This window comes from Pseudomonas sp. A-1 (genome assembly GCF_004801855.1).
Taxonomy (GTDB): domain Bacteria; phylum Pseudomonadota; class Gammaproteobacteria; order Pseudomonadales; family Pseudomonadaceae; genus Geopseudomonas.
The window spans coordinates 1-565 of sequence record NZ_SSTC01000241.1 but is presented as its reverse complement, the minus strand read 5'-3'; the positions used below and the strand labels follow the sequence as shown (position 1 = coordinate 565).

The window sequence follows — 565 nt, the reverse complement described above, 5'->3', positions numbered from 1 at the left end:
CGGTGGCGGCCGCTGCGGCGGTGCCGGCGGCGGCCAGGCTGGCGGCGGCGGCGCTGACCGAAATGGGCTCGTCGCGCTCGGCGACCAGGGCGCCGGGGGCGTGGCGCTCGGCTTCCTCGGCGTCGTCGTCGAGCTCGGGGAAGTCGGGGTCGACGTCCTCCAGCTCCAGCGGCGGCTCGTCGATCAGTCGCGGCGCGGCGCCGGCCGGCGGAGCGGCGGGAGCGGCCGGGACGACGGGCTCGTTGAGCAGGGCTTCCACCCAGCTCTCGTCGTGGGGATCGGGTTTGCTGTCCTGGGCCGGGCCGAAGGGGGCATGGGTGGGTTGCAGGTCGCGGAACTCGCTGCTCAGCTCGAGCCCGTCGAGCTCCAGCCTGGCCAGTTCCTCGTCGAGGTCGAGGTTGTCCAGGTCCAGGTCGTCGTGGATCCACAGGGTGTCGTCCGCTGCCTTGCCGGCGAGCGGTGCGGCGGGCGTCTCGGCTTCCCCGGCGGGCGCCAGCGGCGGGGCGGGCGTGTAGCCGGCCGGCTGCAGCGTGGCGGTGGTCGCCGCCGCGGCGCCGGTGTCAGG

Annotated in this window: 1 pseudogene; it reads right to left on the bottom strand. The window is 76.3% G+C overall.

The window, feature by feature from the left end:
- Nucleotides 1-565: pseudogene (locus tag E5198_RS21740) on the bottom strand (DUF3426 domain-containing protein); the annotation flags it as partial.